The organism is Zoogloea sp. (assembly GCF_041904905.1).
In the GTDB taxonomy this organism is placed as follows: Bacteria; Pseudomonadota; Gammaproteobacteria; order Burkholderiales; family Rhodocyclaceae; genus Zoogloea.
In genome coordinates this window covers 1-21,508 of record NZ_JAYRMI010000067.1, presented here as the reverse complement: position 1 = coordinate 21,508, position 21,508 = coordinate 1, and the positions used below count along the sequence as shown (strand labels likewise).

Annotated in this window: 19 protein-coding genes and 3 pseudogenes; 7 read left to right on the top strand and 15 right to left on the bottom strand. The window is 69.2% G+C overall.

Annotated features, from left to right (window positions below):
• Nucleotides 1-230: 230 nt before the first annotated feature.
• From ACE3N6_RS15685 to ACE3N6_RS15660, 6 genes and pseudogenes are all read right to left on the bottom strand, one after another.
• Entirely contained in the window at nucleotides 231-926 is a 696-nt protein-coding gene (locus tag ACE3N6_RS15685; RefSeq protein ID WP_374246723.1) for a response regulator transcription factor, read from the bottom strand.
• Between the two features lie 5 nt (nucleotides 927-931).
• On the bottom strand, nucleotides 932-1,336 hold the full coding sequence (locus ACE3N6_RS15680; protein ID WP_374246722.1) for a hypothetical protein: 405 nt from the start codon (nucleotides 1,334-1,336) through the stop codon (nucleotides 932-934).
• On the bottom strand, nucleotides 1,333-1,518 hold the full coding sequence (locus tag ACE3N6_RS15675) for a hypothetical protein (protein ID WP_374246721.1): 186 nt from the start codon (nucleotides 1,516-1,518) through the stop codon (nucleotides 1,333-1,335). The genes ACE3N6_RS15680 and ACE3N6_RS15675 overlap by 4 nt, the downstream gene beginning before the upstream one ends.
• Before the next feature lie 94 nt (nucleotides 1,519-1,612).
• On the bottom strand, nucleotides 1,613-2,623 hold the full coding sequence (locus ACE3N6_RS15670; RefSeq protein WP_374246720.1) for an acyltransferase: 1,011 nt from the start codon (nucleotides 2,621-2,623) through the stop codon (nucleotides 1,613-1,615).
• A 119-nt stretch (nucleotides 2,624-2,742) separates the two neighbouring features.
• Nucleotides 2,743-4,756, bottom strand: a pseudogene (locus ACE3N6_RS15665) (hypothetical protein); the annotation flags it as partial.
• Between the two features lie 243 nt (nucleotides 4,757-4,999).
• Nucleotides 5,000-5,338 (bottom strand): annotated as a pseudogene (locus tag ACE3N6_RS15660) (PHP domain-containing protein); the annotation flags it as partial.
• A 106-nt stretch (nucleotides 5,339-5,444) separates the two neighbouring features.
• On the opposite strand from ACE3N6_RS15660, the gene ACE3N6_RS15655 reads away from it, so the two are divergent.
• On the top strand, nucleotides 5,445-5,720 hold the full coding sequence (locus tag ACE3N6_RS15655; protein WP_374246719.1) for a hypothetical protein: 276 nt from the start codon (nucleotides 5,445-5,447) through the stop codon (nucleotides 5,718-5,720).
• A gap of 208 nt (nucleotides 5,721-5,928) precedes the next feature.
• On the top strand, nucleotides 5,929-6,153 hold the full coding sequence (locus tag ACE3N6_RS15650) for a hypothetical protein (protein ID WP_374246718.1): 225 nt from the start codon (nucleotides 5,929-5,931) through the stop codon (nucleotides 6,151-6,153).
• On the opposite strand, the gene ACE3N6_RS15645 is transcribed toward ACE3N6_RS15650, so the two are convergent.
• Genes ACE3N6_RS15645 through ACE3N6_RS15635 form a run of 3 tightly spaced genes read right to left on the bottom strand, consistent with a single transcriptional unit; the run spans nucleotide 6,131 to nucleotide 8,582 of the window.
• On the bottom strand, nucleotides 6,131-7,993 hold the full coding sequence (locus ACE3N6_RS15645; protein WP_374246717.1) for a S8 family serine peptidase: 1,863 nt from the start codon (nucleotides 7,991-7,993) through the stop codon (nucleotides 6,131-6,133). The genes ACE3N6_RS15650 and ACE3N6_RS15645 overlap by 23 nt on opposite strands.
• Entirely contained in the window at nucleotides 7,990-8,316 is a 327-nt protein-coding gene (locus ACE3N6_RS15640; RefSeq protein ID WP_374246716.1) for a hypothetical protein, read from the bottom strand. Before ACE3N6_RS15640 ends, ACE3N6_RS15645 begins: the two co-directional genes overlap by 4 nt.
• A gap of 11 nt (nucleotides 8,317-8,327) precedes the next feature.
• On the bottom strand, nucleotides 8,328-8,582 hold the full coding sequence (locus ACE3N6_RS15635; protein WP_374246715.1) for a hypothetical protein: 255 nt from the start codon (nucleotides 8,580-8,582) through the stop codon (nucleotides 8,328-8,330).
• Between the two features lie 94 nt (nucleotides 8,583-8,676).
• Here ACE3N6_RS15635 and ACE3N6_RS15630 point away from each other — a divergent pair, with 94 nt between their 5' ends.
• Nucleotides 8,677-9,474, top strand: a complete 798-nt coding sequence (locus tag ACE3N6_RS15630; protein ID WP_374246714.1) for an MOSC domain-containing protein — start codon at nucleotides 8,677-8,679, stop codon at nucleotides 9,472-9,474.
• A 75-nt stretch (nucleotides 9,475-9,549) separates the two neighbouring features.
• Here ACE3N6_RS15630 and ettA read toward each other — a convergent pair whose 3' ends face one another.
• The 3 genes from ettA to ACE3N6_RS15615 all read right to left on the bottom strand — a co-directional run bounded on the left by ettA (nucleotide 9,550) and on the right by ACE3N6_RS15615 (nucleotide 13,842).
• Complete coding sequence (ettA, locus tag ACE3N6_RS15625; protein ID WP_374246713.1) at nucleotides 9,550-11,214, bottom strand: energy-dependent translational throttle protein EttA; 1,665 nt, start codon at nucleotides 11,212-11,214, stop codon at nucleotides 9,550-9,552.
• Nucleotides 11,215-11,292: 78 nt separating this feature from the next.
• Nucleotides 11,293-12,000, bottom strand: coding sequence for a long-chain N-acyl amino acid synthase (locus ACE3N6_RS15620; RefSeq protein WP_374246712.1), 708 nt, complete (start codon nucleotides 11,998-12,000; stop codon nucleotides 11,293-11,295).
• A gap of 117 nt (nucleotides 12,001-12,117) precedes the next feature.
• Complete coding sequence (locus tag ACE3N6_RS15615) at nucleotides 12,118-13,842, bottom strand: ABC transporter transmembrane domain-containing protein (RefSeq protein WP_374246711.1); 1,725 nt, start codon at nucleotides 13,840-13,842, stop codon at nucleotides 12,118-12,120.
• Between the two features lie 85 nt (nucleotides 13,843-13,927).
• Here ACE3N6_RS15615 and ACE3N6_RS15610 point away from each other — a divergent pair, with 85 nt between their 5' ends.
• Together ACE3N6_RS15610 and ACE3N6_RS15605 are read left to right on the top strand one after the other, a co-directional pair.
• Entirely contained in the window at nucleotides 13,928-14,332 is a 405-nt protein-coding gene (locus tag ACE3N6_RS15610) for an MAPEG family protein (protein WP_374246710.1), read from the top strand.
• Complete coding sequence (locus tag ACE3N6_RS15605) at nucleotides 14,329-15,372, top strand: poly(3-hydroxybutyrate) depolymerase (protein WP_374246709.1); 1,044 nt, start codon at nucleotides 14,329-14,331, stop codon at nucleotides 15,370-15,372. Before ACE3N6_RS15610 ends, ACE3N6_RS15605 begins: the two co-directional genes overlap by 4 nt.
• 49 nt (nucleotides 15,373-15,421) lie before the next feature.
• Here ACE3N6_RS15605 and ACE3N6_RS15600 read toward each other — a convergent pair whose 3' ends face one another.
• Complete coding sequence (locus ACE3N6_RS15600; protein WP_374246708.1) at nucleotides 15,422-16,198, bottom strand: ferredoxin--NADP reductase; 777 nt, start codon at nucleotides 16,196-16,198, stop codon at nucleotides 15,422-15,424.
• Between the two features lie 101 nt (nucleotides 16,199-16,299).
• Between ACE3N6_RS15600 and ACE3N6_RS15595 the strand changes: the two genes are divergently transcribed.
• Together ACE3N6_RS15595 and ACE3N6_RS15590 are read left to right on the top strand one after the other, a co-directional pair.
• The gene (locus ACE3N6_RS15595; protein WP_374246706.1) at nucleotides 16,300-17,226 is read left to right on the top strand and encodes a LysR family transcriptional regulator; all 927 of its coding nucleotides are present in this window, start codon (nucleotides 16,300-16,302) and stop codon (nucleotides 17,224-17,226) included.
• A 438-nt stretch (nucleotides 17,227-17,664) separates the two neighbouring features.
• Nucleotides 17,665-19,431 carry a M61 family metallopeptidase gene (locus ACE3N6_RS15590; protein ID WP_374246705.1) on the top strand — a complete coding sequence of 589 codons (1,767 nt, stop codon included), beginning with the start codon at nucleotides 17,665-17,667 and terminating at the stop codon, nucleotides 19,429-19,431.
• Here ACE3N6_RS15590 and ACE3N6_RS15585 read toward each other — a convergent pair.
• Nucleotides 19,428-20,780, bottom strand: coding sequence for an MATE family efflux transporter (locus ACE3N6_RS15585; protein ID WP_374246704.1), 1,353 nt, complete (start codon nucleotides 20,778-20,780; stop codon nucleotides 19,428-19,430). The genes ACE3N6_RS15590 and ACE3N6_RS15585 overlap by 4 nt on opposite strands.
• A 35-nt stretch (nucleotides 20,781-20,815) precedes the next feature.
• Nucleotides 20,816-21,508, bottom strand: a pseudogene (locus ACE3N6_RS15580) (DNA polymerase Y family protein); the annotation flags it as partial.

Here is a 21,508-nt window from a genome sequence, read left to right as displayed (position 1 = left end):
GCAACCGCGCCACCGCTCTGTCTTTGAATTCTTGTCCGTATCGCGCCAACTCGTTCTCTCATCATCGCCCCCGAATTCAGGATTCTATCGAGGTGGCAACTATTCTGACGCGGGCGCCAGTGCCGAAGTCGTCTTCCGCGGTGCTCATGTGCGTGCTCTGGCTGCTCGCCGGGAGCAGGGGGCTTGGAATCCCGACGCACATCCTGGGTCATGGGGATGAGGCGGCGCTGTCAGTGAATCTCGAGCGGAATCAGGAGTTGATAGCCCTTGCCCCGGACTGCGCGGATGAGGGGGCTGTCGGCGCCCGGCTGGAGCGGGGTGAGCTTGCGGCGGAGGCGGCTGATGGTGACCTCGAGATAGTTCTTTTCGAGGTCGGCGTTCTTGTCGGCGCACAGGAGCAGGAGCTGGCTCGATTCGGCCGTCTGATCGACGCTGGTGGCGAGGGTCGCGAGGATGGCGCTTTCGAGGCCGGTGAGCGTGGTGCTGCTTCCGTCGGGGCTGGCGATTGAGCCTAATTGTCTGTCCAGGCGCCAGACGGCCCGGTTTTCGGGGTGCAGCCGACGCTGGAGGCTGCGGATCACGGCGAGTAGTTCGTTGCCCGAAACGGGTTTGCTGAGGTAGACGTCGGCGCCGGAGTCGTAGCTGCCGATCCGGTCGCTGGGCTGCTTGCGTCCGGTGAGGACGACGAGGCCCATCCGTGGATAGGCGTGTCGCAGGCGCTGGGCGATGGAGAAGCCGTCTTCGCCGGGGAGGTTGAGGTCGACGATGGCGATGTCGGGCGGTCGCCCGTGTTCCATCAGCCAGTCGTCGAGGCCCAGGCCGCAGCTTACCCCGTCGGCCTGAAAGCCGCTGAGGCCGAGGAAGTGAACCAGTTCTTCCCGCAGGATGCCGTGGTCTTCGACGATGAGGATCCGGGTGGCAGGCATGGGGGTTACGCTGCCCGCGGCGGCCTTGCGGGCAGTTGCAGGTTGAATTCCACCCAACCGTCTGCGTCGGCCCGGTAGTCGACGTCGCCATGCTGGAGGCGGTCGAGGTTGCGGATCGGGTAGAGGCCAAGGTCGGTGCCGGTGAACTCGCGGGCGCCCGGGCCCCGATCGTAGCGGCGGAAGCGCTGGGATGGATCTGGCTCCCGCGCGGGGGCGGCGGCGTTGCGGGCCGGCAGGATGGTCCGGGGGTGGTCGCTGGCCTCGGTGGCTTGCAGGTGCTCCCGCTCGTGGGCTTCGCTTTTGCTCAGCAGTCTGTCGTCGGCTTTCTTCATGAGGAGCAGGACGGCCAGGGTGCCCACTAGCAGGAAGCTGAACCGAACCATGAAGGCGGGTGACCGGATGTGGCTCATGTCGAGCAGCGCAGGCCGATGAGGGGCCAGCCGACGGCTTGCAGACGCTGGCTCAGGACGAAGAGCCGGACGGGCCCGCGGTTACCGGCCTGCTTCTTGTAGGCCAGCACCAGGGCCAGGAGGTTGCCGGTGACGATGAGTTGGAGGACGGTGTGGAAGTGAAGCGGTGTCACGGGGTACATCTGGCGCTGCAGCAAGGAAGCTGAACTTTACCCGACTTGCGCATCGTTATGTGGCTGATGTCATAGCTGCGGCGCGGTGGGGTGGAAGGGGAGGTTAGATGCTGCGTCGCAGCAAAGGCACGCGGGCGATGAGGTAGGACACGGCCAGGGCACCGGCGAAGGCGGCCGCGGCGACGGCGGGGATCGACAGGATGGGGTTGAAATCCAGCGTGCCGAAGCCGGCGCGCTGGAGCACCTCGATGAACAGCGGGTGAATCAGGTAGACGCCCATGGTGAGGGCCGAGAGCTGTCGGGTGCGGTCGGCCCCGGCAAGGGGGCGGCGCCAGGATTTGAGCAGGTACATGCAGCTTGCCGCCATCGGGATGACGGTGAGGCTGAGGTAATCGTAGAAGTACAGCCCGGTGGCAAGGCCTGCGCGGGATGCCAGGGCGTGACAGCCCACCGCGGTGAGCAGGCCGGCGCCGATCAGGATGATCCAGAGTGCCGCCCGGGGGGGCTGGCGCGGGTCGGTGGCGATGAGGTGCCCGAGGAGGAAGTACGGCACGTAGGCCAGGAACCAGGCCGGAAAGAAGGTGCCGCTCCGGGGCAGGATGCGGGCCAGGATGGCGTTGAGGGCGGCGAGCGCGAAGCCCAGCAGCGTCAGCTTGAGCAGGCGGCTGCGCGGGCTTTGGGCGACGAGCGGCCGGAGCAGGGGGGTGACCAGGTAGAGCGGCACCAGCATGTAGAGAAACCACAGGTGGTAGTAGGGCTCTCCGATGGCGAGGCGGTGGAGCAGATCGGCCCCGCTGGGCGGGCTGCCCTTCAGGCGGCCCTTGACGAACACCCACAGCAGGTAGAACGCCGACCAGAACAGGAAGGGCACAAGGATGCGGGCGATGCGCTTGCGGTAGAAGGTGCCGGCGCTTTCGGTCTTGCCGGGGGCGAGGAGGAGCGCGCCGCTAATCATCACGAAGACCGGCACGCACCAGCGGCTGAAGGCGTCCACCACGTTGCCGGCCCACCAGTAGGCCGAGCCGAGGGGGGCGTCGGCCACCGGGGTGACGGCGGCGTGCAGGACGACGACGGCGAAGATGGCGAGGATCCGCGAGTTGTCGAGCCAGATCATTCAGGTATCCGTTGGGGCTGGGGCGCCGCGAGCCCGGGTGCTTGCAGGCAGGCGAAATTGTAGGCAGCGGCTGCGGCGGGTGGATAGGTTTATGTCGCCCGGGTTGTGACCTGTGTCGCTCAGTGGAAGTCGCGGCTGCGGGTGGAGAGCCGGCCGAGCGGCGGAGCGGTCCACCACCCGCTTGGCGTGCAGGTGCACGATGTCGCCCTGGCGGGCGATCTGGCCGTAGATGCCGATCAGGCTGGCGCCCAGCAGGATGCGGCGTTCGGCTTCGAGCAGTTCGGGGCGGACGATCACATTCACCCAGCCGGTCTCGTCTTCGAGGGTGACGAACAGGGTGCCCTTGGCGGTGCCGGGCCGCTGGCGGCAGGTGACGATGCCGGCGCAGCGGGCGAGCTTGCGATCCGGGCAGCCGGCGATCTCGGCGGCGCTGAGGAAGCGTTCGGCGCAGAGCATGCCCCGCAGGAAGGAAAGCGGGTGGCGGCCGAGGGTGAAGCCGAGGCGGGCGTAGTCGGCGACGATGTCCTGGGGTTCGGTAGGGGGGGCGAGGGCCGGTGGGGTGTCGGGGATGGGGGCGTCGTGGAGCACGCCGGGCGCCGCCTGGCTGCCGGCTGCGGCCCACCAGGCCTGGCGACGATGGCCGGCAAGGCTGGCCAGGGCGCCGGCGGAGGCCAGGATGCGCAGTTCGGCGGTGATGAGCCGGGCCCGGCGGGCGAGTTCATCCACCGAGCCGAAGGGGCCCGCCGCCCGGGCGGCGACGATGCGCGCCGCCGGTTCGGCCCCCAGCCCCTTGACGAGCTGCAGCCCGAGGCGGGCTGCGGGCTGGGCCGGGTTGGCGGTGGTGGGTTCGAGGGTGCATTCCCAGTGGCTGGCCTGCACATCGACGGGGCGGACCTCGACGTTGTGCCGCCGGGCGTCCTGGATGAGTTGCGAGGGGCCGTAGAAGCCCATCGGCTGGCTGTTGAGCAGGCCGCACAGGAAGGCGGCCGGATGAAAGCGCTTGATCCAGGCCGAGACATAGACCAGCAGGGCGAAGCTGGCGGCGTGGGATTCCGGAAAGCCGTAGCTGCCGAAGCCCTGGATCTGCCGGCACAGGGCGTCGGCGAACTCCTGGCGGTAGCCCCGGGCGAGCATGCCGGCGGTGAGCTTGTCCTGGTAGCGCAGCAGGTCGCCCTTGCGGCCCCAGGCGCCCATGGCGCGGCGGAGCTGGTCGGCCTCGCCGGCGGTGAAGCCGGCGGCCACCATGGCCAACTGCATCACCTGTTCCTGAAAGATGGGCACGCCGTGGGTGCGCTTGAGCACCGGCTCGATTTCGGGCCTGGGGTAGAGGATGGGCTGGTGACGGGCGACTTTCTCGCGGGCGGTGAGGTAGGGGTGGACCATGCCGCCCTGGATGGGCCCGGGGCGGACGATGGCGACCTCGACCACCAGATCGTAGTAACAGCGCGGGCGCAGGCGCGGCAGCATGCTCATCTGGGCGCGGGATTCGACCTGAAAGACGCCCATCGCGTCGGCCTGGCAGAGCATGTCGTAGACGGCGCGCTCCTCGCGGGGGATGTCGGGCATGCCGAAAGGCCGGCCCAGCCACTGGCCGATGAGCTTGAGGCTGCGCCGGATGGCAGACAGCATGCCCAGGGCGTAGCACACCACCGAGTTGGCCGCGGAGCCCCGGCCCTGGCACAGGATCTTCTGGCTGCGGGCAAAGCGGACGATGTCTTCGACGGTGAGGAAGAAGGCTTCGTAGCGGAGTTCGGCGATCAGGGCGAGTTCGGCTTCGGCCTGGGTGCGGACCCGGGGCGGGACCCGGTCGACGCCGTCGGGGCCCGGCGGGTTGGGGGGGGTGCGGCCCTGGTCGACCAGGGCGCGCAGGTGGGAGATGGGGGTGGCGCCGGGGGGAACGATCTCCCGGGGGTATTCGTAGCGCAGCTCGGCGGGCGAGAAGTGGCAGCGGGCGGCGATGGCCAGGGTTTCGGCCAGCCAGTCCGGCGGGTGGCGGCGGGCCAGGACGGGGCGGGGCTGGAGCCGTCGCTCGGCGTTGGCGGCGAGGCGGTAGCCGGCTTCGTCGAGGGTGAGCCGGTGGCGCAGGGCGGTGAGCACGTCGGCCAGACGGCGGCGGCTGGCGTCGTGCATCAGCGGGGCGCCGGTGGCGGCGACCGGGATGCCGGCCGCGGCCGCGGCGTGGGCGATGCAGGCTTGCCGGGCGGCGTCGTCCGGCCCGAGCAGGAGGGGGGCGGCCAGCCAGGCGGTGCCAGGGAAGCAGGTTGCCAGCCAGCGCGCGTCATCGGCCAGGGCCGGGCCGGGCGGGAGGGCATCCGGTGGCACCAGCAGGGCGAGGCAGCCGGGGAGGCCGGTTTCGAGATCGGCCCGGGTGAGGCGGTAGTCGCCCTTGTCGGCGGCCCGCCGACCGCGGGTGATGAGACTGGAGAGCTGCCCGTAGGCCTGCCGGTCGGTGGCGAGGAGGACGAGGCTCGGCCCGTCTTCAAGCCGGAGGAAGGTGCCGATGAGCAGCTGGAGGCTGCCGGCCGGATGCGCCTGCAGCGCCGACCAGGCGCGGACGATGCCGGCCAGCGAGCACTCGTCGGTCACTGCCAACGCGGTGTAACCCAGAGAAATGGCACGGTCGATCATTTCTTCGGGGTGAGATGCGCCGGTCAGAAAACTGAAATTTGTGTGGCAGAACAGCTCGGCGAAGGGCGGATCGGGTGCGGGTGACATGCGTTGACTGTAAAAAAATACATGTTAAACGTCAGCGTCAGTTTCTTGTTGCGCCGGCCATCCGGCATGCCTTTGATTGCGGCGGACAATGAGGGATACGCTGCCGATGAATCGTCACTATCAGGCCGGCGTCGCGGCGGCCTTTCTGGCCACGATGGCCATGCCCGGTGCGCGCGCGACGGCGGGCGCCCGCGTGCTGAAGGTCGAGGATGTCGCCGCCCTCAGGAAGTATTCGAAGGTGGCGCTGATGGGCTACGGCATCGAGCAGCAGACCCTTCGGCGGCGTGTCGCCGGTTGCGATGCAGGCCACCACGGATCGCCTCAGCGCGGTGCGGCCGGGCTGGAGGGGGGCTGCGCGACGACCCGCTGCACGCGGACTTGAAGGGCAAGACGCCACTGCCCTCGCCCCGGCTGGCTTGCCTTGCACATCCCGTCCGCCACGAGGATGCGGCGCGTTTCAGTGCCGGCAACGAAATGTCGGCCAACCTGTCCCGGGCGTCTTCGGGCAAGAAGCCGGTAGCCGGTGGCCGCGCCGTGCAGGAGGCGCTGACGAAGCGCCGTGGCATCCCCTTGCTCTCAGGGCTTGTCACGTGGTGGGCTTTGGCGAGGCGGGCGGAGGGGTTTCGGAGACGAGGGCCTTCAACCCCGCGACCAACCGCAGCGAGAAGACCATGTCGGGCGCGGCCCGCGCGACTGCAGACGAGAAGCGTTACCTTGACTCCGCGGAGGCGATGATCCAGACGGTGCCGTCGCGGTTCGTCGATGCGCTGAAGACGGCTGCCGCCAATCGATTCAGCGGCCGGTGCGCCGCCTGAGTGCGGCGGCCGCGGCGGCGAGGCCCAGCCCGATCAGCCCGATCGGGTCGAGGGTGCCCCCGCCCCCGCCGCTGCTGCTGGGTTTGGGCGGCGCGTCGAGGACGCTGAGGGTGACGTCCTGGACGCCGGTACGCCCGGCGCTGTCGGTGATCGCCAGCCGCAGAAGGTAGTCGCCGGCGACTGGGGCGGTGAAGGTGGTGCTCGGGGTGTCGGCGCCGAAGCTGCCGGTGGCCGGGCCGGCGAGCTGGCTCCAGTGCCAGCCGACAAGGCTCGCGCCCGCCGCGGCGCTGCTGCTGCCGGAGCCCAGGCTGAGGCTGGTGTTCTTGACCGGCGAATCGGGCAGGCTGACGACCACGTTGGGGTTGACCGCGTTGCCGTCGATGGCGGCGGCAACGGCGGCCGCGGTGTTCAGCATGCCCGCGCCGCAGGTGGTCGTGGTGCAGTTGCATTGGCCGTCGCCGGTAACGGTGGGGCAGGCGGCGAGGCTGGCGTCTACCGGGAAGAGCTTGGCGGTGCGCTTGATGCGCAGGGCCAGTTCGGCCTCGCCCAGGGTGGGGTTGGCGGCGAGCATCAGGGCTGCGGTGCCGGCGACCAGCGGCACGGCAAAGCTGGTGCCCACCGTGATGTCGTTAACCCCGGTGTAGCCGTTGCCGGCGGGGGTGGTGGCCCCGAAGTTGATGGTGTTGATGAAGGGGTAGAGGCAGGGCTGGCCGGTGCCCACATTGACGCAGTTGCCGGCGGGGGCGGCGATGCCCACTTCGGGGCCGTAGCTGGAGTAGCCTACCTTGGTGCCGGCATGGCGGATGCCGGCCACGGCGAGCACGCCGGCGCAGTTGGCGGGCTCTTCCACGGCGCCGGTCTCGTTGCCCGCCGCGGCGACGATCAGCACGCCGGCGGCGCGGATCTCGGCGATGGCGTCGGTGTAGGCGGCGCTGCAGGTGCCGCTGCCGGCGAGGCTCAGGTTGATGACCCTGGCGGGGTTGGGGTTGGTCGGCACGCCGGACACCGACAGGCCGGCGGCCCAGCGCATGCCGGCGATGATGTCCGAGTCGTAGCCGCCGCACTTGCCCAGGGCCCGCACCGGCAGGATGCGGGTGGCGCCGCCGATGCCGGCGATGCCGCGGCCGTTGTTGGCTTCGGCGCCGACGATGCCGGCCACCTGGGTGCCGTGCCACGAGCTGGCGTGGGTGCTGGAGGGGTTGCCGCAGAGGGTGCGCAGGGCGGTGTTGGCGAGATCGGCGGAGGAGAGGTAGTCGCCGGGGTCGTTGGCGTCGGCGTCGCGGCCGCTGTCGCCGTCGCCGGAGAGCAGGTCGCTGGCGATGAAGTCGTAGCCGGGCAGGAGCTTGGCGGCCAGGTCTTCGTGGTCGAAGCGCACGCCGGTATCCACCACCGCCACCACCACGCCGGCGGAGCCGGGGGTGAGGCTCCACGCGCTCTGGGCGCCGGTGGCGGCGGGCTGGCTGGCGCCGGCGGCCTGCAGATACCACTGGGCGCCGAGGAGGGGGTCGTTGGGCAGGGCGCGGATGGTCTTGAGGCGGTCGGGCACCGCGTAGGCCACGTCGGACTCCCGCGCCAGCCGGGCGGCGAGGGCTTCGGAGCTGATGCCGCTGGCGCGCATCACCTGGGTGTCGGGCGTGGGCTGGCCGATCAGCTGGGCGGCGATGCCGATGCGTTGGCCGAGGCTCTGGACGCGTCCGGCGGCCTGGATCTGCTTGAGGGGCGAGGCGTTCTTCAGCTTGACGATGACCCGGGCTTCCGGGGTGTCGGCGGCCTTGGCCGGCGTCGCCGCCAGGGCGGCAAGGGTGAGGAGGGCTGCGCCAAGGGGGAGCGGGGTGTTCATCGGGCTTCCTTCAGTCGGTCGGCTTCCAGGTAGCGGATGGTCGGGTGGGCCCGGAGGGCGGCGATGGCCCGGAGGCAGGCGGGGTCGGCGGGGGGGCAGTCGAGCCGGTAGGCGGCGCTCGAGGCGGAGATCGCGGCGACGAAGGCCACCTTGGCGCCGCCGATCTCGGCGAGGCGCGCGAGGGTGGCCGGGGCGGCGGTGTCGGTCGGGGCGACGAAGCCGACGATGACCTGACGCGGTGCGGCTTCGCCGGCGAGCGGGCCTGCGCAGGCGGCGGAGGCGCAGGCCACCAGCCCCAGCGCGAATCTGGCCGCGGGCTTCATCGGCCGGGCGGTCAGCGGCGGGGCGGTCCGGGCCGGCGCTTGGCGGGCGCGGCGGGGCTCGCGGCCGGCTTGCTGTATTGCTTGAAGACCCGCTTGGCGTCCTGTTCAGCACGCAGCTGGGTGCAGATCGACGGGTCGTCGTCGTGGCCGCTGAAGTAACCGTCGGCCTGGGCGCGCATGACCAGCTTGATGGCGGCGTCCTCGCTGAGGCCGAAGCGCTCGAAGATGAGGGTGGTGACTTCGTCCAGGTGTTCTTCGTACGTCATGCTCGATCCGGGGGTTTGCGCGGTGCGCGAAGTTGTAAGGATAATGACTTTCCCGCCATTTATCCTGCCCGGCTTTGTTCCGCGAGGTTTTTCCATGAGCACGTCGCCTGTCCTGTCCGCCCTTTATCGCTACCCTGTCAAGTCGATGCGGGGGCAGCGGCTCGATGCCAGCCCGGTCGGGCCCCAGGGTTTGCCCTTCGACCGCAGCTGGATGGTTGCCGACCCGAACGGCAGGTTCGTCACCGGCCGCACCTACCCCAGGCTGGTGCTGGTGGGGGCAGACCCGTCGGACGACGGGGTGACGCTCTCGGCGCCGGGCCGGGACGATCTGTTCGTCCCCAACGGCGCCTTTGCCGCGCCGGTCGAGAGCACGGTGTGGGGCGACTCCTTTCCGGCCTGGCAGGGCGCGGCGGAGGCGGATGCTTGGCTGTCGGCATTCATCGGCACGCCGCTGCGGTTCTTGTGGACCGGGGCCGCGACTGCCCGCCGGGTGAAGGTGGACCCGACGGTGCCGCTATCTTTCGCCGACGGCTACCCGCTCCTGCTGATCGGTCAGGCGTCCCTCGACGATCTGGCGGCGCGCGTCGGCACACCGCTCTCCATGTCGCGCTTTCGGCCGAACCTGGTGGTCGCGGGGGCTGAGGCGTTCGCGGAGGACGGGTGGAAGCGCATCCGCATCGGCGAGGTGAGCTTCCGGATCGAGAAGCCCTGCGAGCGCTGCGTGTTTACCACCGTCGACCCGGAGACCGGCAGCAAGAGCCTGAATCAGGAGCCGCTGCGGACCCTGGCCACCTATCGCAAGACGCCGGCAGGGGTGATCTTCGGTCAGAACGTGATCGCCGAGGGGGCGGGGACGCTGCTGCCGGGAATGGCGGTGACGGTGCTGGCCTAGCCGCTCGCAGCGCGTCAACCTTGGACGGATGAACGAAGGGCCTGCCCGGCCAGGGTGGCCGGGCAGGGAGGGCCCTCAGCGGGTGATCGGCTTGTAGCGGATACGCTTGGGCTTTGCGCCTTCTTCGCCCAGACGCTTCCGCTTGTCTTCTTCGTATTCCTGGTAGTTGCCGGCGAAGAAGGTCCACTGGGAATCGCCTTCGGCGGCCAGGATGTGGGTGCAGATCCGGTCGAGGAACCAGCGGTCGTGGGAGATGATGAGCGCGCAGCCGGCGAATTCGAGCAGCGCGTCTTCCAGGGCGCGGAGGGTTTCCACGTCCAGGTCGTTCGACGGTTCGTCGAGGAGCAGCACGTTGCCGCCGGTCATCAGGGTCTTGGCCAGATGCAGCCGGCCGCGTTCGCCGCCGGAGAGGTTGCCCACCAGCTTCTGCTGGTCGCCGCCCTTGAAGTTGAAGCGGCCGATGTAGGCCCGGCTGGGCATCTCGAACTTGCCGATGGTGAGGATGTCGGCGCCGCCGGCCAGCTCGTCGAACACCGTCTTGGTGCCGTCGAGGCAGTCGCGGGATTGATCGACGTAGGCGATCTTGACCGTTGGTCCGATCACCACTTCGCCGGTGTCGGGTTTGTCCTGGCCGGTGATCATCTTGAACAGGGTGGACTTACCGGCGCCGTTGGGGCCGATGATGCCGACGATGGCGCCCGGCGGGATGCTGAAGTTCACCTTGTCCATCAGCAGCTTGTCGCCAAAACCCTTGGACACGTCGGTGAATTCGATGACCTTGTCGCCCAGGCGCTCGCCGACCGGGATGAAGATTTCCTGGGTCTCGTTGCGCTTCTGGTATTCGACGCTGGACATTTCCTCGTAGCGGGCCAGACGGGCCTTGCTCTTGGCCTGACGCGCCTTGGGGTTGGAGCGCACCCACTCGAGTTCCTGCTTCATGGCCTTCATCCGGGCGCCTTCCTGCTTGGCTTCCTGCTCGAGGCGCTGTTCCTTCTGCTCCAGCCAGCTGGAGTAGTTGCCCTTCCAGGGGATGCCGTGGCCGCGGTCGAGTTCGAGGATCCATTCGGCGGCGTTGTCGAGGAAGTAGCGGTCGTGGGTGACGGCCACCACGGTGCCCGGGAAGCGGCACAGGAACTGCTCTAACCACTCGACGGATTCGGCGTCGAGGTGGTTGGTGGGTTCGTCCAGCAGCAGCATGTCGGGGCGGGACAGCAGCAGCTTGCACAGGGCTACGCGGCGCTTCTCACCGCCGGAGAGGGGGCCGATCTTCGCGTCCCAGGGCGGCAGGCGCAGGGCGTCGGCGGCAATCTCGAGCTGGGTTTCCACGTCGGCGCCGCTGGTGGCGATGATGTTCTCGTACTTGGCCTGGAGTTCGGCCAGCTTGTCGAAGTCGGCGTCGGGCTCGGCATAGGCGGCGTAGACCTCTTCGAGCCTCTGCTTGGCTTCCATCACTTCGCCCAGGCCGGATTCGACCTCTTCGCGGACGGTCTTGTCCGGGTCGAGCTGGGGCTCCTGGGGCAGGTAGCCGATGGACATGTTGGGCTGCCACTGAACCTCGCCGTCGTATTCCTTCTCGACGCCGGCCATGATCCTGAGGACGGTGGATTTGCCCGCGCCGTTGAGGCCGAGCAGGCCGATCTTGGCGCCGGGGAAGAAGGACAGGGAGATGTCCTTGATGATCTGCCGCTTGGGCGGGACGACCTTGCTCACGCGGAGCATGGACATGACGTATTGAGCCATTCGGGTGCTTTCCAGGAGGAAAAATTGCAAAGGCGCAACTTTACCCGACTGAGCCCCCGTTGCGGAGGGCCGGCGCCGTCAGTGGGGCACGACGAGGCGGCGCAGGATGCGCTCCTGCTCGGCGAGGGAGAGGAAGTAGGGGTAGAGCGTCTTGACGCCGGCGTCGCGGCTGCCGCCGTGGTTGGCGATCTGCGCGTCCACGTAACTCAGCTCAAGGTGCAGGAGGAGGGCGGGGGCGTTGACCCGCGGGCAGATCCGCTCGTCGCCGATCCGTCGGAAACCGAGCATGCGCTGGTAGAAGCCGGCATGGCGGGGATGGACCTCGATGACGACGTCGGTGACGCCGTGGATCAGGCGACCGTGGATGTACACCAGGTGGAGCAGGGCACCGAGGACTTCCCGGGCGTTGATGTCGGTGTCCATCGCGAGCCGGGTGAGTTCGCACAGGCGGGCACCGCGCTGGCGCAGGCGCAGGAGTTCGTCGGGGTAGAGCGCGTCGGCGAGGATGCCGTCCTTGCCGTCGAGCCCGAGGGTGATGGTGCCGAAGATGGCGTGCTCGTCGGAGGCCACCAGGGTGATCCGATCGGGGCGGGCGGTGTGGAGGTCGGTATCCACCGGCATGAGGCCGCGCCACTCGTACATGCGCTCGATGAGCAGGCGTACCGCACGGTCGTGCCGGTTGGGGTCCGCGCATTCGACCGTGTAGGTGGCGATCCGGTTGGCGCCGAACTCGGGAAGCTCAGGGTCGTCCTGACGGGTGGGGGTGGCGCGGAGGCAAGTGTTCATCGTGGGTATGATGCCAAGCACTTGGGCATCGACCTGTGATAAATCTTTCACTCGTTTTGAGATTATGACAATGGCAGGCTCTCGGGTGCCCGAAATGAGTATTCGTCGCGCGGCGGCTCAGGCGACGAACTGGAGCTGGGCGAGGCGGGCGTAGAGCCCGTTCTGGGCGATGAGTTCGGCGTGGCTGCCCTGCTGGACGATGCGCCCGTCTTCGAGCACCACGATCCGGTCGGCTTTCTGCACGGTGGCCAGGCGGTGGGCGATGACGAGGGTGGTGCGGCGGCGCATCAGGCCGTCGAGGGCGGTCTGCACCATGCGCTCGCTTTCGGCGTCGAGGGCCGAGGTGGCCTCATCCAGCAGTAGTACCGGGCGGTCGGCGAGGATCGCCCGGGCGATGGCGATGCGCTGGCGCTGGCCGCCGGAGAGGCGCACGCCGCGCTCGCCCAGGTCGGTGTCGTAGCCTTCGGGCAGGCGGGCGATGAATTCGTCCGCGAAGGCCGCGGCGCAGGCGGCGCGGACCTCGTCGAAGCTGGCGTCGGGGCGGGCGTAGCGCACGTTGTCGGCCACGCTGGCGGCGAAGATCACGGCGTCCTGGGGCACCAGGGCGATGCGCTGGCGGATGGCGAGCGGGTTGGCGGCGGTGAGGTCGACGCCGTCGAGCCGCACCTGCCCGGCCTGGGGATCGTAGAAGCGCAGCAGCAGCTGGAACACCGTGCTCTTGCCCGAGCCGGACGGGCCAACCAGGGCGACGGTCTCGCCCGGTGCGATGGTGAGGGTGAAGTCGTCTAGCGCCGGCGCGTCGGGGCGGCTGGGATAGCAGAAGCGAGCCTGGGCGAAGGTGAGTTCGCCCCGCGGCGGTTCGGGCAGGGGCTGGGGCTGGGCTGGCGCCTGGATCGCCGGGGTGGCGGCGAGGATGTCCATCAGCCGCTCGGTGGCGCCGGAGGCCCGCTGCAGATCGCCCCACACCTCCGACAGCGCGCCGACGCTCCCTGCCACCAGCGCGGCGTAGAAGACGAAGGCCGACAGTTCGCCCGCCGAAAGCCGGCCCGCCAGCACGTCGTGGCCGCCCACCCACAGGATGAAGGCCACCGCGCCGAACACCAGCACCATCACCGCCGCCACCAGCCGTGCCCGGTTGGCGACGCGGGCGCGGGCGGTGTCGAAGCTGGATTCCACCAGCCGGCCAAAATCCCGCCGGTCGGCGTCTTCGTGGCCGTAGGCCTGGACGATGCGGATCTCGTGGATGGTCTCGTCGATGCGGTTGCCCAGTTCGGCCACCCGGTCCTGGCTCTCGCGGGCGAGACGGCGCACGCGGCGGCCATACAGGACGATCGGCACCACCACCAGCGGCACCCCGCCCACGGTGAGCAGGCTCAGCTTGAGGCTGGTGGTGAACAGCATCGCCAGCCCGCCCACGAGGAGCAGCGCGTTGCGCAGGGCGATGGAGAGGCTGGAGCCGATCACGTTTTCGAGCTGGGTGGTGTCGGCAGTGAGGCGGGAGATCACTTCGCCGGTGCGCCCGGCCTCGAACCACGCGGGCGGCAGGGTGAGCAGGTGGTCGAAGACGCGCCGGCGGATGTCGGCGGTGACCCGCTCGCCCAGCCACGACACGTTGTAGAAGCGCAGGTAGGTGGCGCCCGCCAGCAGCACGATCAGCCCGCCCATGCTGGCGAGGGTGCGGTCCAGCCAGGCGGGGTCGCCGGCCGAGAAGCCCTGGTCGATCACCGCCCGCAGGCCCTGGCCGACGGCCAGCATGGTGCCGGCGGCGATCACCAGGGCGACGGCGGCGATGAAGACCCGCCGGCGATAAGGTGCGAGGAGCTGGACGAGGACGCGGAACATGAAGGCAGGGCGGAGCGAACGAAGCTGCGCAGTATGACCGAGCAACGGTAAGCTATGGCGCTCGTCTTCCGGAATCGTGCCTGCCATGCTGTCTTCTTCTCCCTTCACCGCGGGGGTCACCCTGCTGATTGCCTTGCTGATGTTCGGCACCTGCTTTGCCGTGGGCAAGGGGCGCCACCGCTACGGGGTGGTCGCGCCGGCGGTCACCGGCCACCCGGTGTTCGAGCGGCTCTACCGGGTGCAGATGAACACCCTCGAATGGGCTGCGATGACCTTGCCCTGCCTGTGGATCTGCGCCGCCTATGTGAGTGACGGCGCCGCGGCGGCGTTGGGCGGCGTGTGGCTGGTGGGCCGGGTGTGGTATGCGGTGGGCTACGCCAAGGCGCCGACGCTGCGGGCCAAGGGCTTCACCCTGGGGGCGCTGGCCTTCGGCGCCCTGGGGCTCCTGGCCGCTGGCGGGGTGATCGCGCAACTGGTGGGGGTGAAATGATGAAGCGGACGTACGCGATGCTGGCTGCTGCGCTGGCGGCTTCCGGCGTGCTGGCCGCGCCACCCCTGCCGGCGCTGCGGGCGGATGGATCGGCGGTGACGGTGTCGGGTATCTCTTCCGGCGGCTACATGGCGGGACAGTTTCAGGTGGCGTATTCGAAGCTGGTGCGCGGCGCCGGCATCCTGGCCGCCGGGCCCTACGACTGCGCCGACGGCAGCTTCATCCGGGCCCTGACGGCGTGCATGGCGCCCAACCGCTGGATGCCGCCGCCCCAGCCTGACGACGTCAAGCCGCGGTTGGCATCCCGCGCCCGGCTCGACCTCATCGACCCGCCCGCGGCTCTGGCCGACGACAAGGTGTGGGTGCTCACCGGCAGCGCCGACCGCACCGTCGAACGCCCGGTGGTCGATGCGTTGATGGCCTTCTACCGGCAGTGGGTGCCGGCGGCGTCCACCCGCCTGGTGACGCTGCCGGGCGCCGGCCACGCGATGATCTCGGTAGCCGACGGCAAGGCCAATGCCTGCGATACCTCCGAGCCGCCCTTCATCAATCGCTGTGGGGATTTCGATGCGCCGGGCGAGCTGCTGGGTTTTCTGCTCGACGGGCTCAAGCCCAAGGCGGTGCCGGAGCCCGGCAATCTCGTCGCCTTCGACCAGCGCCCTTTCACCGGCGGCGCGCCCATCGACAGCAGCATGGCGGACGAGGGCTACGCCTACGTGCCGGCCGCGTGCCGTGCCGGCGGCTGCCGGGTGCATGTGGCCTTTCACGGTTGTCGTCAGGGTGCAGATGCGCTGGGCCGGCGCTTTGCCGAAGACGCGGGCTACAACGCCTGGGCCGAATCGAACCGGCTGGTGATTCTCTACCCGCAGGTGGTGGCCCGGAGCGGCTGGGCGTGGGGGTCGCTGCGCTGGGTGTACAACCCCAAGGGCTGCTGGGACTGGTGGGGCTACAGCGCGGCGGACTACGCCACCCGCAACGGGCCGCAGATGGTGGCGGTGCGCAAGATGATCTCCCGGCTGGCCGAGGCGCCGGCACGGTGAACGAAAAAATCCGGCCGCGGCCGGATTTTTTGTGGGTGGGCCGGAAGGCTCACTTCTCGACGAAGGCCCGTTCGATCACGTAGTCGGCCGGTGCGCCGATGTGCGGCGAGATCTTGAAGCCACGAGCGTCGAGCATCTTGCAGCAGTCGTCGAGCATGGCCGGGCTACCGCAGATCATCGCGCGGTCCAGGGCCGGGTCGAGGGGCGGCAGGCCGGTGTCCTCGAACAGCTTGCCGGTCTCGATGACCTCGGTGACGCGGCCCTGGTTGCGGAACGCCTCGCGGGTGACGGTGGGGTAATACACCAGCTTCTCCCGCACCGCGTCGCCGAAGAACTCGTTCTGGGGCAGCGCCTGTTCGATGAACTCGCTGTAGGCCAGCTCCGAAACGTAGCGCACGCCGTGGAGCAGCACCACCTTCTCGAAGCGCTCGTAGGTCTCCGGGTCCTGGATCACGCTCATGAACGGGGCGAGGCCGGTGCCGGTGGAGAACAGGTAGAGGTTGCGGCCGGGCAGCAGATCGTGGAGCACCAGGGTGCCGGTGGGCTTCTTGCTCACCACGATCGGATCGCCTGGCTGCAGGTGCTGCAGGCGCGAGGTGAGTGGGCCGCCCTGCACCTTGATGCTGAAGAACTCCAGGTGCTCTTCGTAGTTGGGGCTGGCGATGCTGTAGGCGCGGGTGAGGGGGCGGCCGTCCACCTCCAGCCCGATCATCACGAACTGGCCGTTCTCGAAGCGCAGGCCGGTGTCGCGGGTGACCTTGAAGCTGAAGAGGGATTCGTTCCAGTGATGGACTTCGAGGACGGTTTGGGTGCTCAGCTTGCTCATGATTGCGTCGCGTGCGGATGTTGTGATGCAGCAATTGTTGGCGATGCCTTCAAATCTGTAAAATGGTTAGTATTGATATATCTATTCGATTTTGCAGATAGATGAAATACACCCTGCGCCAACTGGAGATCTTCGTCGCCGTGGCCCGGCATCAGAGCGTGTCCCGCGCGGCGGAGGCGCTCGCCCTGTCCCAGTCGGCCACCAGCACGGCGCTGGGCGAGCTGGAGCGCCAGTTCGACACCCAGCTCTTCGACCGCATCGGCAAGGCCCTGCGCCTCAACGAGCTGGGCAGGACGCTGTTGCCTCACGCGGCGCAGCTCATCGGCCACGCCGAGGAGATCGAGACCCTGCTGGCCCGCAAGACGGATTTCGGGCCGATCCAGATCGGCGCCACGCTCACCATCGGCAACTACCTCGCCACCCTGATCGCCGCGGATTTCCTGCGCCGTCACCCCAGCGCGCGGGTCAAGCTGTCGGTGCACAACTCGGCGACGATCATCCATCAGGTGGCCCACTACGAGCTGGACCTGGGGCTGATCGAGGGCAGCTGCCGGCATCCCGAACTGATCGTCGAGCCGTGGGTGGATGATGAGCTGGTGGTGTTCTGTGCGCCCGGCCACCCCCTGGCCCGGGCCGGGAAGGTGGGCGTGGTCGAGCTGCTGGAGCAGGATCTGATCCTGCGTGAGCTGGGCTCGGGCACCCGCGAGACCTTCGATCAGGCCCTGCGTCACGTGGGCGGGCCGCTGAAGGTGCGGCTGGAACTGGAGCACACCGAGGCCATCAAGCGGGCGGTGGAGAGCGGCCTGGGCATCGGCTGCATCTCCCGACTGGCGCTCCGGGAGGCTTTCCGGCGGGGCAGCCTGGTGCCGCTGGAGACGCCGGAACTCGATCTGCGCCGGCAGTTCCAGTTCGTCACCCATCGGCGCAAGTACGTGACGGCCGGGATGCGGGAGTTCATCGCTCTGTGTCGTCAGATGACCGCCGGGGTCGCCCGCAGCGACCTGATCGAGTTGCCCTTCATCCCTTGATTAACCCACAGCGGGCGTGGGCAAGGCTGTGGACAAACTGTGGGGGCCGCTGTCATCTGCCGGACACGAAAGGGTTTTTTACGCCTGCCTAAAAATAGGTCAATCCTGTTTAAACTGGCTTTTGGATAGTTTCAATCTATTCACAAAAATCCGGGGACAAGTTGTGGATAAGCTGTGCGGCAGTGCAGCAAGTTCATGATCGAAAAGGATAAAGGGTCGATGCCTCAATTTGGTGCAAGAGGTTTCGGGCCCGATCTGACGGGCAGTTTTCCCCAGCGGAGGTGGGCAAGGGTGTGGACAAACTGTGGGGGCGGGCGGCAACACCTTCTGCCGAAAGGGAATTGTGCCGCTGCCTAAATTTTAGGCAACGGCCGTCGGGCCGGGGGCGTCGGCGGCGGGTAGAATCTGCGCCTTCCGTCAATCTGCAGGCCTGTGCCGATGAATTCCGCTGTCCGCTACACGATCCAGGCCGTCCAGCCGGCCGCTCATCTGTTCGAAGTCACGCTCCACCTCGATGTGCCGGACCCGGCCGGGCAGGTGTTCAGCCTGCCGGCGTGGATTCCCGGCAGCTACATGATCCGGGAGTTCGCCAAGAACATCGTCAGCCTGTCGGCCCGCGCGGGCGACACGCCGCTCGTGGTGACGCGGCCCGACAAGCACAGCTGGCGCCTGCCCGCCGGGGTGAGCGGCCCGGTGGTGCTCACCTACACCGTGTATGCCTGGGATCTGTCGGTGCGCACAGCGCATCTGGACCAGACTCATGGCTTCTTCAACGGCACCAGCGTCTTTCTGTGCGCCCATGGTTTCGAGGGTGCGGCCCATCAGGTGGACATCCTGCCGCCTGTTGGCCTTGAAGATGCGGGTTGGCGCGTGGCCACCAGCCTGCCGGAGGCGGGCGCCGAGCGTTACGGCTTTGGCCGTTATCAGGCCGAAAGCTACGACGCCCTGATCGATCATCCGGTGGAGATGGGCACCTTCTCGCTCGCCGAGTTCGACGCCTGCGGCGTGCCCCACGCAGTGGCGATCACCGGCCGTCACGACTGCGACATGGCGCGGCTGGTGGAAGACCTCAAGCCCGTGTGCGAGGCGCAGATCCGCCTGTTTGGCGAGCCGGCGCCGATGGATCGCTACGTCTTTCTGGTGATGGCGGTGGGGGACGGCTACGGCGGCCTGGAGCACCGGGCGTCCACCGCGCTGCTGTGCAGCCGGGCCGATCTGCCCCACGCGGGCATGGACACGCCGACGGAAGGCTATCGCCAGTTCCTGGGGCTGTGCAGCCACGAGTATTTCCACACCTGGAACGTCAAGCGCATCAAGCCTGCGGTCTTCGTGCCCTACGACCTCTCGCGGGAGAACTACACGCGGCTGCTGTGGGCCTTCGAGGGCTTCACGTCTTACTACGACGACCTGATGCTGGTGCGCACCGGGCGCATCACGCGGGCCGATTACCTGACCCTGCTGGGCAAGACCATCAGCCAGGTGCACAAGGGCAGCGGGCGGCGCAAGCAGAGCGTGGCGGAGTCGTCCTTCGAGGCGTGGACCAAGTATTACCGACAGGACGAGAACAGCCCCAACGCCATCGTCAGCTACTACACCAAGGGCGCGCTGGTGGGCCTGCTGCTGGATCTCCGGCTGCGGGCCGACAGCCAGGGCGGCAAGTCCCTCGACGACCTGATGCGGGCGCTGTGGCAGCGCCACGGCCAGACCGGGGTAGGCGTGGCCGAGGACGCGCTGTTCGCCCTTGCCGGCGAACTGGGCGGTGCCGGGCTGGGCGAGTGGCTGCGGGCCCTCGTCGAGGGCACGGATGAGCTGCCGCTGGCGGAGTGGCTTGCGCGGGTGGGCGTCGATCTGGCCTGGGAGGCGGCCAGCCCGGCGCCGGGTATCGGGGTGCGCACCGCGGCCGACGGCGATGCGCTGAAGATCGCCAATGTGTTCGATGGCGGCCCGGCCCAGGCGGCGGGGCTGTCGGCCGGGGATGTGCTGGTGGCGCTGGACGGGCTGAAAGTGACGGCGGGCAACTTCGACAAGCTGCTGGCCCGGCGCATGGCCGGCGAGCGGGTGGAGATCCACGTTTTCCGGCGGGACGAGCTGATGCGCTTCGAGGTGGCGCTGCGCGCGGCCCCGGCCGACGTGGCCAGGCTCAGCCTTGCCGACCCTGCGGCCCCGGCAGCGCTGGCGCTGCGCGAGGGCTGGCTGGTGGGTTAGTCCTGCGCGGTACTGCGCGACGCGTAGTGCAGGTAAACGCCGAACAGCACCGAGGCCGCCACGGTGCTGAGCACCGCCGCCTGCCAGAAGCCCGCCACACCCTGGGGCGGCAGCAGGCTGCCCAGCCCGTGGAAGCTGAGCCAGTTGCCGCCGGCGAGGCCGATGCCCCAGAAGCACACGGTGTGCACCAGCATCGGCCCGAAGGTGATCTTGTAGCCACGCAGGGCGTGGGCCGCGACGGTCTGGATGGCGTCGAAGAACTGGTAGAGGCAGATGTAGATCACCAGCGAGGCGGCGAGGTCACGCACGGCCGGATCGGCGGTGTAGGCCGCCATCACCGGGTCGCGCACGAACCACACGCCAAGGCTCACCAACGTCGATAGCCCGGTGGCGAACACGATGCCGGCCCGGGCGGCGCGCCTTGCGCCGGCGCCGTCGTGCCCGCCCAGGGCTTGGCCGACCAGCACCAGGGTGGCGATGGCGATGGCCAGCGGCAGCATGTAGATCAGCGCCGACAGGTTGCCTACGATGCGGTGGCCGGCGACCACGGTGGCCCCCAGCCGCGCCACCAGCAGCGCGATGAGGGTGAAGGAGGTGATCTCGACAAAGCTCGAGAAACCCATCGGCAGCCCCAGGCGCAGGAGTTCGCCGAGCTGGTCGGCCCGGGGCGGCTGCCAGCGAGAGAACAGGTGGTAAGGCCGGTAGGCGGGCGTGCGGCGGACGTGGATCAACGCGGCGGCCACGGCCAGCCAGCAGATGCAGGCGCTGGACACCGCGCAGCCGGTGCCACCCATTTCAGGCATGCCCAGGTGGCCGTTGATGAGCGCCCACGAGAGGGGGATGTGCACCGCCGTGGTGGCGAGGCTGATGAACATCAGCACCCGGGTGCGGCCGAGGGCGTTGGTGAAGGCGTAGAAGGTGCGGTACAGGAAGACCGCCGGCAGGCCCCAGGCGATGGCGGAGAGGTAATCCCGGGCGCGGGTGTCCACCTCCGGGCTCACGTCGGCGAGCTGCATCAGCCAGTCGGGGTGGCGCAGGAAGAGCATGGCTGGCACCGCCAGGGCCAGGGCCAGCCAGAAGCCCTGCTGCACGGCGGGCCCGATGGCGTCGTTGCGGCCGGCGCCCACGTGATGGGCCACGGTGGGCGCCACCGCCTGCAGGATGCCCACCATCAGCATCACCACCGAGATGTAGATGCCGCTGCCCACCGCCACGGCGGCGAGGTCGGTGGTGCCGTAGCGGCCGGTGAGTACGGTGTCGCTGACCATCTGGGTCATCGAGGAGAGCTGGGCGATCAGCACCGGCCAGGCGAGGGCGGCGATGCGCCGGATGAGGGCAGGGGTGTGCATGGGCGGCGTAGTGTAGCGCGGCGGGGCAGGGGGCTTCAGGCGAAGTAGCCGTGGAGGAACCACCCGTGGGGCGGCCGGCGATCCCGGAAGACCCACGCCAGGCTGCGGTCGCGCCGGCGGGCCACGAAGTAGTCGCGGGCGATGTCGGCGCCGGCGCCGTCCCACCAGCCGGACTCGATGCGCTCCGGGCCGGCCAGGAGGTTTTCGGGGGCCGGTGCGGCGATGGGGCGCGGTTGGGCCAGCAGCCAGAGGGGGCGGGGGGCCGTGGGCAGGGCAGGGCCGGCGGGGGGCGCAGGCGCCCGGGCGAGCGGGTCGATCCGACGCCAGGCAAGCTCCGGACGGTGGTCGGGGTGGGGCGTCAGGCAGTGCACGGCGTCGTTGCCGAGGCGGGCCCGCAGGGTGGCCACGAGCAGATCCGGGTCGCCCTCCTCGCCGGCCTTGGCGTCGAACAGATCGCTGCGGGGCGGGGCGATGGGGCGGGGGGCGTCGGCTTCGAGGCGCAGGCTCTCGACCGGTGCGGGCAGGGCCTGTCGGCTCAGGTGCTCGCGGGCAAGCAGCTGGCAGCGGGCCATGTCGCGGGTGAGGGTGCCGAGGACGATGTCGAGCCGGCTTTCCCTTGCCAGCCCCCGGTGGGCGCAGGTGAGGGCTTCGAACTCCGGCACCAGCGAGAACCGCTCCAGCCCGGCCTGACGCCCGTCCAGCCAGCCCCCCAGCCCGCCGAGCAGGCG

What these genes read in the sequence shown, in the direction of transcription:
- ACE3N6_RS15670 (WP_374246720.1), bottom strand. Translation starts at nt 2,623, where the DNA reads ATGATCTGGCTCGACAACTCGCGGATCCTCGCCATCTTCGCCGTCGTC.
- ACE3N6_RS15605 (WP_374246709.1), top strand. Translation starts at nt 14,329, where the DNA reads ATGATGAAGCGGACGTACGCGATGCTGGCTGCTGCGCTGGCGGCTTCC.
- ACE3N6_RS15685 (WP_374246723.1), bottom strand. Translation starts at nt 926, where the DNA reads ATGCCTGCCACCCGGATCCTCATCGTCGAAGACCACGGCATCCTGCGG.
- ACE3N6_RS15640 (WP_374246716.1), bottom strand. Translation starts at nt 8,316, where the DNA reads ATGAAGCCCGCGGCCAGATTCGCGCTGGGGCTGGTGGCCTGCGCCTCC.
- ACE3N6_RS15635 (WP_374246715.1), bottom strand. Translation starts at nt 8,582, where the DNA reads ATGACGTACGAAGAACACCTGGACGAAGTCACCACCCTCATCTTCGAG.
- ACE3N6_RS15675 (WP_374246721.1), bottom strand. Translation starts at nt 1,518, where the DNA reads ATGTACCCCGTGACACCGCTTCACTTCCACACCGTCCTCCAACTCATC.
- ACE3N6_RS15645 (WP_374246717.1), bottom strand. Translation starts at nt 7,993, where the DNA reads ATGAACACCCCGCTCCCCCTTGGCGCAGCCCTCCTCACCCTTGCCGCC.
- ACE3N6_RS15680 (WP_374246722.1), bottom strand. Translation starts at nt 1,336, where the DNA reads ATGAGCCACATCCGGTCACCCGCCTTCATGGTTCGGTTCAGCTTCCTG.
- ACE3N6_RS15630 (WP_374246714.1), top strand. Translation starts at nt 8,677, where the DNA reads ATGAGCACGTCGCCTGTCCTGTCCGCCCTTTATCGCTACCCTGTCAAG.
- ACE3N6_RS15600 (WP_374246708.1), bottom strand. Translation starts at nt 16,198, where the DNA reads ATGAGCAAGCTGAGCACCCAAACCGTCCTCGAAGTCCATCACTGGAAC.
- ACE3N6_RS15595 (WP_374246706.1), top strand. Translation starts at nt 16,300, where the DNA reads ATGAAATACACCCTGCGCCAACTGGAGATCTTCGTCGCCGTGGCCCGG.
- ettA (WP_374246713.1), bottom strand. Translation starts at nt 11,214, where the DNA reads ATGGCTCAATACGTCATGTCCATGCTCCGCGTGAGCAAGGTCGTCCCG.
- ACE3N6_RS15620 (WP_374246712.1), bottom strand. Translation starts at nt 12,000, where the DNA reads ATGAACACTTGCCTCCGCGCCACCCCCACCCGTCAGGACGACCCTGAG.
- ACE3N6_RS15585 (WP_374246704.1), bottom strand. Translation starts at nt 20,780, where the DNA reads ATGCACACCCCTGCCCTCATCCGGCGCATCGCCGCCCTCGCCTGGCCG.
- ACE3N6_RS15610 (WP_374246710.1), top strand. Translation starts at nt 13,928, where the DNA reads ATGCTGTCTTCTTCTCCCTTCACCGCGGGGGTCACCCTGCTGATTGCC.
- ACE3N6_RS15615 (WP_374246711.1), bottom strand. Translation starts at nt 13,842, where the DNA reads ATGTTCCGCGTCCTCGTCCAGCTCCTCGCACCTTATCGCCGGCGGGTC.
- ACE3N6_RS15590 (WP_374246705.1), top strand. Translation starts at nt 17,665, where the DNA reads ATGAATTCCGCTGTCCGCTACACGATCCAGGCCGTCCAGCCGGCCGCT.
- ACE3N6_RS15655 (WP_374246719.1), top strand. Translation starts at nt 5,445, where the DNA reads ATGAATCGTCACTATCAGGCCGGCGTCGCGGCGGCCTTTCTGGCCACG.